This window comes from Arenimonas sp. (assembly GCF_035721105.1).
Classification (GTDB): Bacteria; Pseudomonadota; Gammaproteobacteria; order Xanthomonadales; family Xanthomonadaceae; genus Arenimonas.
The window spans coordinates 22,594-32,220 of sequence record NZ_DASTNG010000061.1 but is presented as its reverse complement, the minus strand read 5'-3'; the positions used below and the strand labels follow the sequence as shown (position 1 = coordinate 32,220).

The 9,627-nt window shown below is 74.0% G+C and carries 5 protein-coding genes; 2 read left to right on the top strand and 3 right to left on the bottom strand.

What is annotated here, in order from left to right; all coding sequences use genetic code 11:
* Together VFQ84_RS09945 and recC are read right to left on the bottom strand one after the other, a co-directional pair.
* Nucleotides 1-1,851: UvrD-helicase domain-containing protein (locus tag VFQ84_RS09945; protein ID WP_325131481.1), on the bottom strand; the 1,851-nt coding region annotated here is incomplete at its 3' end.
* Entirely contained in the window at nt 1,848-5,210 is a 3,363-nt protein-coding gene (recC, locus tag VFQ84_RS09940; protein WP_325131480.1) for an exodeoxyribonuclease V subunit gamma, read from the bottom strand. The genes VFQ84_RS09945 and recC, both read right to left, overlap by 4 nt.
* A gap of 184 nt (nt 5,211-5,394) precedes the next feature.
* On the opposite strand from recC, the gene VFQ84_RS09935 reads away from it, so the two are divergent.
* The gene (locus tag VFQ84_RS09935) at nt 5,395-8,148 is read left to right on the top strand and encodes a pitrilysin family protein (protein WP_325131479.1); all 2,754 of its coding nucleotides are present in this window, start codon (nt 5,395-5,397) and stop codon (nt 8,146-8,148) included.
* Nucleotides 8,149-8,224: 76 nt separating this feature from the next.
* On the opposite strand, the gene VFQ84_RS09930 is transcribed toward VFQ84_RS09935, so the two are convergent.
* Nucleotides 8,225-9,118 (bottom strand): SDR family NAD(P)-dependent oxidoreductase, encoded by an 894-nt coding sequence (locus VFQ84_RS09930; protein WP_325131478.1) that lies wholly within the window; start codon nt 9,116-9,118, stop codon nt 8,225-8,227.
* Nucleotides 9,119-9,245: 127 nt separating this feature from the next.
* Here VFQ84_RS09930 and queD point away from each other — a divergent pair, with 127 nt between their 5' ends.
* Nucleotides 9,246-9,602, top strand: coding sequence for a 6-carboxytetrahydropterin synthase QueD (gene queD, locus VFQ84_RS09925; protein ID WP_325131477.1), 357 nt, complete (start codon nt 9,246-9,248; stop codon nt 9,600-9,602).
* The last annotated feature ends 25 nt before the right edge of the window (nt 9,603-9,627 follow it).

The following is a 9,627-nucleotide window of genomic DNA, read 5'->3' as shown; positions in this document are numbered from 1 at the left end:
CGCCGACAGCGCGGCCAGGTCGCCGCCCCACAGCCGCGTCAGCAGCGCCGCGCGCAGGGCGGTGTCGTCGTCCTCGGCCAGCAGGCCGTGCAGCACGACCTGCAGTTCGAAGGCCCAGTCGCCGGCGAACACGCTGTCGCGCGCCCCGCCGACGCAGGGCACGCCGCGGTCCTGCAGCCGGCGGCGCAGCGCGACGATGTCGCGGTTGGTGGGCAGCAGCACGGCGATGTCGCCGGGCTGCAGCGGCGTGTCGCCGAGGGCGCAGGCGCCGGGCTGCAGCAAGCGCGCGACGTGGTCGGCGCAGGCGTCGAGCGCCAGCCGCCGGCGCGCTGCCTGGCTGCCGGGGTCGACGGCGAGATGGTGCAGCACCAGCGGCTGCGCCACGACGCGCCCGGCTTCACTGAAGGGCGTGGCGTCCTGGCGGTCGCTGGCCTGCACCGGCTGGTAGTGGATGTCGGCGTGGTCGCCGCGGCCCAGCGCGGTGCCGGCCGCGGCGTAGAGCGCATTCATGGCCGCCACCAGCGCGCGCGAGGAGCGGTGGTTGGTGGCCAGCGACAGCCCATGGGTGGCGTCGAGGCTGGCGCGCCGGTAGGCGTGGATGTCGCCGCCGCGGAAAGCGTAGATCGCCTGCTTCGGGTCGCCGATCATCACCAGCCGGCCGCGCGCGCGGCCGTCGGCATCGCGGTACAGGCGATCGAGGATGCCGTACTGCAGCGCGTCGGTGTCCTGGAACTCGTCGACCAGCGCCACCGGCCATTCGGCGAACAGCGCGTCGGCCAGCGCGGGCCGGGCCAGCAGCGCGGCGTGCGCCTGCCGGATCATTTCGTCGAAGGTGGTCTGGCCGCGCACGGCCAGCCGCTCGTCGCGCCAGCGCGCCGCGCGCGCCACCTGGTCGCGCCAGAAGCGCAGGCGCGGCAGGTCGCGGGCCGCCTCGAGCCGGGCGAAGAGCTCGCGGGCCTGCTGCACCACCGGATGCGCGGCGAAGTCGGCGGCGCGTTCGGCCAGCACCTGGGCGTCGAGGTCGAAGTCGCGCAGGTTCTTGAGGGTCGAGTCCTTGAGGCCCGCCTCGTCGCCGCGCAAGTAGGCGGCCAGCGCGTGCATCGCATTGGCCAGCGCGCGCTTGCGCGGCTGGAACCAGCCCGGCGCGTCGGCCAGCGCATCCAGCGCATCGGGCAGGTCCGGGTCGGCCCCGGCGCGGATCGTGTCGGCGTCGTCGCCGTCGGCCTCGAAGCGGATGCCAGGCCGCATCAGCTTCGACAGGGTCCTGGCGAAGGTGGACAGCGTGACCTCCGCCAGGCCGGCATCGTCGAGCGCATGCGGATCGTCGCCCTGCTGCAGCACGCGCCAGGCGTCGCGGGCGAGTTCGTCCATCAGCGCCTGGTCGGCGGTCGGCTCGCCGGGCTCGAAGCCGGTGCCGCCCTCGAGCGGATGCTCGGCCAGGATGCGGCGGCACAGCCGGTGCAGCGTGCCGACCGGGGCGCGGTCGAAGTCGGCCAGCGCCAGGCGCAGGCGGCGGCGGTCTTCGGCGCGGCGGGCGTCATCGTGCCAGCGCGCGGCCAGCCAGCCGGCGTCTTCGGCGGCCGGATCGACCGGGGCGGCCGAGGCCAGCTGCGCCAGCGCGTCCTCGAGCCGGCGCCGCAGCCGCTCGCGCAGCTCCTGCGCCGCGGCTTCGGTGAAGGTGGTGACCACGATCTGTTCAACGCCCAGCCGCGGCGCGGACTCCAGCAGCAGGCGCAGGTAGAGCACGCCGATGGTCCAGGTCTTGCCGGTGCCGGCGCTGGCCTCGACCAGGGCCCGGCCGCCGCCGTCGAGCGGCAGCTCGCGCCAGTGCGCCACGCGCACGGCGCTCATTCGGCCCCCGGCGGCACGTAGCCGATCGCTTCGGCGAGCCGGGCGGCATCGACCAACACGCGCTCGACGTCTTCTTCGCCCGCGCCCAGCTGCAGGCCGCGGCCCAGCAGGCGCGCATAGCCCGGCGCATGGTCGCGCTCGGCCTGCCAGGCCTGGTCGACGTCTTGGCCGACCAGCGCCGCGGCGGAGGTGCGCGGGAAATACCAGGGCGCGTGCGGCGCCGGGCGCGCGAAGGCTTCCAGCAACCCTTGGACGCGCGTCGACAGCGACGTCGCCAGCAGCGCGCGCAGGTCAGCGTTGGCGGCGAGGAAGGCCTCGTCCTCGGCGCGCAGGCGGTCCTGCCAGGGCGACGCCGGCTTGGGCAGCAGCGCGCAGACGCGCACGCGGCGCTGGGCGTTTTCCGGCGCAAGGCGCAGCAGCGCCCAGGCCAGGAACAGGCCGATGCGCTCGCCCAGGCCGATCGCGTCCTCGTCCTTGCGGTGCGGGAAGGCTTCGAACACCCACAGCGTGCCGTCGCGCTCGCGCACACCGGCCAGTTCGCCGCTGAGCCGGAAGCGGCCCAGCTGGCGCTGGATCGCCGGCGCCTCGACCGGCGGCGCCAGCGTGGGCAGGAACAGCGAAGCGGCGTCCGCGCGCGCCTTCGCCACCGCCACCAGCTGCTGCGCGGCCTCGGTCTCCGCACGCCAGGCGCGCGCGCCCAGCGCACCCGCGGGCAGCACGCCGCCCAGCACCAGGTGTTCAGGCGGCATGTCGTCCAGCTCGATGTCGGGATCGGACAGCGCGGCCAGGCACAGGCCGCGCGCGGCCCGGTCCAGCGGGCCCAGCTTCGCCTCCAGCGGTTCGTCCTCGGCCAGCGCGGCCTCGTCGAGCGCGTCCAGCCGCGCGCGCAGGCGCGTCGCCAGCAGCTGCCGGGCCGGGTCGCGGAAGTAGCGGCGCAGCGCATCCAGCGACACCTCGAGCGTGGCGTCGTCGCGCGGCGCGGGCGCCTCCGACAGCAGGCGCGGCGCGTCGGCCCGGCCGCTCACCATGCCGGCCTGGCCGGCGTCGTAGGTGTACAGGCGCACATCCTTGGCGTCGAAATAGCGCGCGTCGAAAGGCTGCAGCGGATGATCCACGCGCCATTCCGGGGCCTCACCGTCCGCGCCGGGCGGCAGCGCCGCCATCAGTTCGGCCAGGGGCGAGGCCGGGTTGCGGGCGCGGCCATCGTGCACGTCGCGGCCGACGTAGCTCAGGTGCAGCCGGTCGCGGGCCGACATCACCGTTTCCAGGAACAGGTAGCGGTCGTCGCTGCGGGTGTCGCGATCGCCCAGCCGGCGCAGGCCGGGCTGGCGGATCGGATCCAGGCCGGCGTCGACGTCGCCGCGCGGGTAGTCGCCTTCGTTCAGTCCGAGCACCGCGACCACGCGGAAGGGAATCGCGCGCTGCGGCACCATGCCGCAGACGGTGACGCCGCCGGCCAGGAAGCGCTGCCGCGCCGGCACCGCATCGAGCTTCTCCTCGAGCCAGCGCCGCACCACCGGGAACGACAGCGGCGGATCCAGCCCGGCGTCGCGCGGCTCGGTGGCCAGGCTGCGCAGCAGCGCGCGCAGCGAGGCCATCGCTTCGCGCGCGGCGGGGTCGGCGGGATCCTCGAGCAGCAGCGCGTCGACGCGATCCTCCAGCCTTCGCGCCCAGGCGCTGGCCGGCAGGGTCGCGGCGGCATCGGCGCGCAGGCCGGCCACCTGCTGCAGCAAATGATCGAGCGCCCCCAGGGCCAGGCCCGCGCCGCCGCCGACGCCGGGCACGGGTGCCACCGCCGACTGGTCCGGGAAGCGATGCACCGGTTCGCTGGCCTCGTCGCCGAACACGAAGCTGGTGACCAGGCGGTCCATGGCCCAGGCCAGGGTGTTCTCGTCGCGGGCGGGCACGCCCAGGGCGGCACGGAAGCCCGGATCCAGGCCCCAGGCGGCGCGCGAGGCCGCCAGCCCGCGGGCCAGGCCGTCCAGGGCGTCTTCGTCCAGGCCCAGGCGCCGGGCCACGTCGGGCTGGCCGAGGAAGTCAACCACCTCCGGCGCCGTCAGCCGCGAGGCCGGCAGCGCCAGCAGGCGCCGGAACGCGGTGAGCAGGGTCGATGCCCGCGCCATCGGGATGTCGGCCAGGTGGTAGGGCAAGTCGCCGCCGGCCTCGCCCGCCGGTCCGAACACCGCCGGCAGCAGCGGCACGTAGGCGCTGATGTCAGGCGCCATCACGACGATGTCGGCCGGCTCGATGCCCGGGTCGTCGGCGCGCGCGCGCAGCAGCGCGTCGCGCAGCACTTCCAGTTCGCGCAGGCGGGTGTGGCAGGCGTGCACGCGCAGGCTGGCGTCGGCGCGGCGCGCGGCGGCCGGACGCGGATCGGTGGCCGACAGCGCCGGGTCCAGCCGGCGCAGGCTTTCCTGCAGGCAGGCCAGCCGCGACCCGGGCGCCTGGTCGGCGCCGGCATCGTCGCGGAAGTGGCGCACGTCCAGCCGCGCCTCCAGGTCCTGCAGCTGCAGCATGAAGTGCTGCCCCAGCCGGCCCCAGGCCGCCAGCAGCGGATGCGTCTGCTCGAGGAAGTACGCCTCGCTGTCTTCCGAATGCGGATCGTCGGCCAGTGCGCGCAGCCGGGCCGGCTCGCTGCGCAGGCCGCCCCAGAACTCGCGGCAGGGATCGGGCACGTAGAGCACCACCGGGCGCTGCACGGCCAGCGCCTGCAGCACGGCCAGTTCGGCCGGCGCCAGGTGGCTCAGGCCGAAGACATGCAGCGGCTGGTCGGCGTCGGGCACCGGCGGGGCGTCGCGCAGGCGCTCGGCCAGGGCGACCAGGCGTTCACCGCGGTGCAGGTCGGCGCCCAGGCGCTGGCGCAGCGCCTTCCACAGCGCGGGATGGAAGCCGGCGGCGTCGAACCCGCGCTTGCCCGCGGCCCAGTCGCGCAGCCAGTCCGGCCGGTACGCCATGTACTGCGTGTAGATGCGCGCCAGCCGGTCGGCCAGCTGGAAGCGGCGCAGCGCGGTGTCGCCGCCCTCGAGCGCAGCGCGCAGGGTGGCGTCGGCCGGGCGTTCGAGCAGGGCGTGCAGGTGCCAGCGCAGCGCCTCGCGCCGCCAGGCCCGCGGCGACACCGCGCTGCCGCCCAACAGTTCGCGCGCCAGCCCGTCCAGGAAGGTCGACGGCAGCACGATCTCGAGGTTGGCGACGATGTCGCCGACGCCGCGGTGCCGGGCCAAGGCCCCCGCCAGCCACTGGCGCATGCCCGGGTGCGCGGCCACGACGGTTTGCGGCGCCAGCGGGGAAGCCGGCGCCTGGGTGCGCAGCAGATGGTCCAGCGGTTCCAGCAGCGCCTCGAGCCGACTGGCCCGGAACACCGTGATCCCCTCGCTGGCGCGTTGTTTCCAATCCCCGGGCATCCGCACAGCCTAGCCGATGAAGGACGGCAGGCTAAGCCGAACCTGTCTCACCCCGCGCGACCCACCCACCCTGCCGCCAGCCACTTTGCAAGCCGCCAACCGCCCCGTAGATTCGGCGGCTGACTCCGGGAAAGGACACGCCATGCGCCCCATCGCCCTGCTCGCCGCGCTCCTGCTGGCGACCGCCCCTCCGGCCGGCCTCGCCAGCGAGCGCGCGCCCGCCGGCAAGTCCGGCCAGATCGACCTGGCCGAACTGCGGATCCCGCACCACAAGTTCGTGCTCGACAACGGGCTGACGGTGCTGGTGCACGAGGACCCGAGCGTGCCGCTGGTGGCGGTGAACCTCTGGTACCACGTCGGCTCGCGCAACGAAGTGCGCGGCCGCACCGGCTTCGCCCACCTGTTCGAGCACTTCTTCTTCAACGGCAGCGAGAACCATCCGCACGGCTTCCGCGAAGCCATGGACGACCTGGGCGCCAACAACCGCAACGGCACCACCAGCACCGACCGCACCAACTTCTTCGAGGACGTGCCGGTGTCGGGCCTCGAGCGGACGCTGTACCTCGAAGCCGACCGCATGGGCTTCCTGGCCGGCAACCTCGACGAGGCGATGCTCGAGCGCGAGCGCGGCGTGGTGAAGAACGAGAAGCGCCAGGGCGAGAACCAGCCCTACGGCCGGGCCTGGACCCGCATCACCGAGACCCTGTACCCGTATTCGCATCCCTACAGCTGGTCGCCGATCGGCAGCATGGAAGACCTCGACCGGGCCAGCATGGACGACATCCGCGCCTGGTATGCCGACTACTACGGCCCCAACAACGCGGTGCTGTCGCTGGCCGGCGACATCACGCTCGACCAGGCCAAGACCCTGGTGACGCGCTACTTCGGCGGCATCGCGCCCGGCAAGCCGGTGGCGCGCCAGCGTCAGTGGGTGCCGGCACTGGACGCCGACATCCGCGACAGCCTGCAGGACCAGGTGCCGCAGACGCGCATCTATCGCGCCTGGCACCTGCCGCCGATGGGCGCCCGCGCCACCCACGCCATGGATCTGTTCGCCAGCGTGCTGGCCGGCAGCGACAGTTCGCCGCTCAGCCGCCGCCTGGTGTTCGACACCAACCTGGCCACCGGCGTGCAGGCCGGCGTGCAGGCGCGCGAGCTGGCGAGCCTGTTCCTGGTGGTGGCCAACGTGCGGCCCGGCGTCGATCCGGCCGAGCTCGAGCGCGAGCTCGACGCGCAGCTGGCCAAGGCCCTGGCCGAATTGCCCGACGCCGACGCCCTCGCCCGCGCCCGCACCGGCGAAGTCGCCGGCTTCGTCCGCGGCAAGGAGCGGCTGGGCGGCTTCGGCGGCCGCTCCGACGTGCTGGCCGAAAGCATGACCTACTTCGGCGATCCCGAAGGCTACCTGCAGCGCTTCCGCGACTACCAGGCGATCACGCCGGCCGAGCTGCGCGACACCGCGCGCACCTGGCTCTCGCGCCCCTCGTACACGCTGCAGGTCGATCCGTTCCCGGCCCTGAAGGCGGTCGCCAGCGACCTCGACCGCAGCCAGCTGCCGGCGCTCGGCCCGGCGCCCGACGTCGACTTCCCCGAGGTGCAGCGCGCCACCCTCGGCAACGGGCTGAAAGTGGTGCTGCTCGAGCGCCATTCGGCGCCGCTGGTGAACCTGATGCTGGCGGTGGACGCCGGCATCGCCGCCGATCCGGTGGACGCGCGCGGCACCGCCAACTTCGCGCTCGACCTGCTGCTCAAGGGCAGCCGCAAGCGCGACGCCTTCCGCATCGCCGACGACCGCGACGCGCTGGGCGCGCAGCTGTTGGTCGGCAATGGCCTGGACCAGTCGTTCGTGCGGCTCGGCGCGCTGCGCAGCCAGCTCGGCCCCTCGCTCGACCTGATGGCCGACGTGGCGCTCAACCCGGCCTTCCCCGCCGACATGGTGGAGCTGCAGCGCAAGCAGCAGCTCGCCGCCATCGGCCAGCAGAAGGCCAATCCCGGCGCCGCCGCGCAGCGCGTGCTGCCGTCGCTGCTTTACGCGCAAGGACATCCCTACGCCGCCCCCGGCGGTGGCCTGGGCACCGAGGCCGCGGTGTCGGACCTGTCGCGCGAGGCGCTGGCGCAGTGGCATGCGCGCTGGTTCGTGCCGTCCAACGCCACCGTGGTGGTGGCCGGTGACATCACCCTGCCCGAACTGGTGCAGCAGCTCGAGCGCAGCTTCGGCGGCTGGACCGGCGGCCCGGCGCCGGCCAAGGCGGTGGCCGCCACCACGTCGCCCGGCCGCGGCGTGGTGCACCTGATCGACAAGCCCGGCGCGCCGCAGACGGTGATCGTCGCCGCGCACCTGGCGCCGCCCTCGGGCCAGTCCGAGGACCTGGCGCTGGAAACCGTGATGCGCAACTTCGGCGGCATGGCCACCTCGCGGCTCAACCGCAACCTGCGGCTGGAGAAGCACTGGTCCTACGGCGCCTACGGCGGCCTGAACGGCGCGCGCGGCCCGCGCACCTTCGTGGTCAACGCGCCGGTGCAGACCGACAAGACCCGGGAGGCCATCCTGGAAGTGAAGAAGGAAATCGAGGGCGTGGCCGGGGCGCGGCCGCTGGCGGGCGAGGAGTACGACAGCATCCTGCGCAGCCAGGTGGCCCGCCTGCCCGGCCGCTACGAGACGCTGGACTCGCTGGTTTCGGCCGCACTGGACATGGTCAACACCGGCCGCGACCCGGCCTACTACGCCAACTACGCGCGCGACCTGGCCGCGCTGGACGCCGACGCGCTCAACGCCGCGGCGACCGACGTGGTGCGCCCGGACCAGCTGACCTGGGTGATCGTGGGCGACCTGGACCAGATCGAAGCCGGCATCCGCGCGCTGGAGCTGGGCGAGGTGCGCCGGATCACGGTCGAGTAAGGGCGGCGGGGCGGCGGCTCCCCCGGGGGAGCCGCGCGCGCTGGCGGCACGCGCCCGGTCCCGGGCGCGGCGCGGCTCAGTCCCTGGCGACGCCGGTGAGCTGCTCGCTCAGCGTCACCAGGCGCTGGCGGGCCGCGGCGTCCGAGGGCTGGGGGTCGAGCGGCTCACCCGGCGTGCCTTCGACATAGAACGCGCCGGCGACCAGGGTCGGGGCGCGGACCAGCCCCATCACGTGGTCGCGGCCAGCCTCGACCGTGGTGCGCGGCGGAATGCCCAGCCCCTCGACCATGGTGGTGTTCATCAGCGTGGCCGGATGCAGCGACACCATCGTGATTCCGTCGGCGGCGAAGGCCGGCGCCAGCTCGACGGTCATCGAAACCTGCGCCAGCTTGCTCTGGCCGTAGCCGCGCCGGGCGGCGTCGGGAGCCTCCAGCATCACGTCGTCGAAGTCGATCGGCTCGGCGCTGAGCGAGGCCACGTTGATGATGCGCGAGGGTGCGGCGGCGGCCAGGTTCGGGCGCAGGCGGTTCACCAGCACCCAGCCCGCCAGGTAGTTCACCGCGAACTGCAGCTCGTGGCCATCGGCGCTGGCGTGGCGCGTGCCGTCATTGAAGGCGACGCCGGCGTTGTTCACCAGCAGGTCCAGCCGCGGCGTGTCGCGGGCGATGGCCTCGGCGAAATCACGCACGGCCTGCAGCGACGAGAAATCGGCGGCGACGAAGCGGGCCGAGCCCTTGCCCCCGGCGGTGATCTCGTCGACCACCGCCTGGCCGCGCTCGGCGTTGCGGCCGTGCACGATCACGTGGGCGCCGTCGGCGGCCAGGGCCAGGGCCAACTCCCGCCCCAGGCCATCGGTGGAGCCGGTGACCAGCACGGTCTTGCCGGCGTAGGACAGCGGCGCCGGCTCGGCGGCGGCGGCGGGAAGGGCCAGCGCGGCCAGGATCGACAGACAGGCAAGGACGGTTCGCATCGCGGGGACTCCCGGGCCAGACCAGGCCCCAAGCTACGCCCGGGTCCCGGCCGGGACAAGTTTCCCGGGCCCGGGCCGGGGTCGCGCCCGACGCGGGTCCCGGCCGGCCGGGGCTACAATGCCGCCCATGGATATCTTCAAGGTCTTCCGGATCGAGGCCGCGCACCGGCTGCCGAACGTGCCGCCGGGGCACAAATGCGCGCGCCTGCACGGCCATTCCTTCGCCGTGGAGCTGCACGTGGGCGGCACGCCCGACCCGCATACCGGCTGGATCATGGACTTCGGCGACATCAAGGCGGTGTTCGCGCCGATCTACGACCGCCTCGACCACCATTACCTCAACGACATCCCGGGCCTGGAGAATCCGACCAGCGAGAACCTCGCGCGCTGGATCTGGGACCAGCTCAAGCCGGCGCTGCCGGCGCTGTCGCTGGTGGTCGTGCACGAAACCTGCACCTCCGGCTGCCGCTACGCCGGCAGCTAAAAAAGGGGTCAGAGTACATATTTGT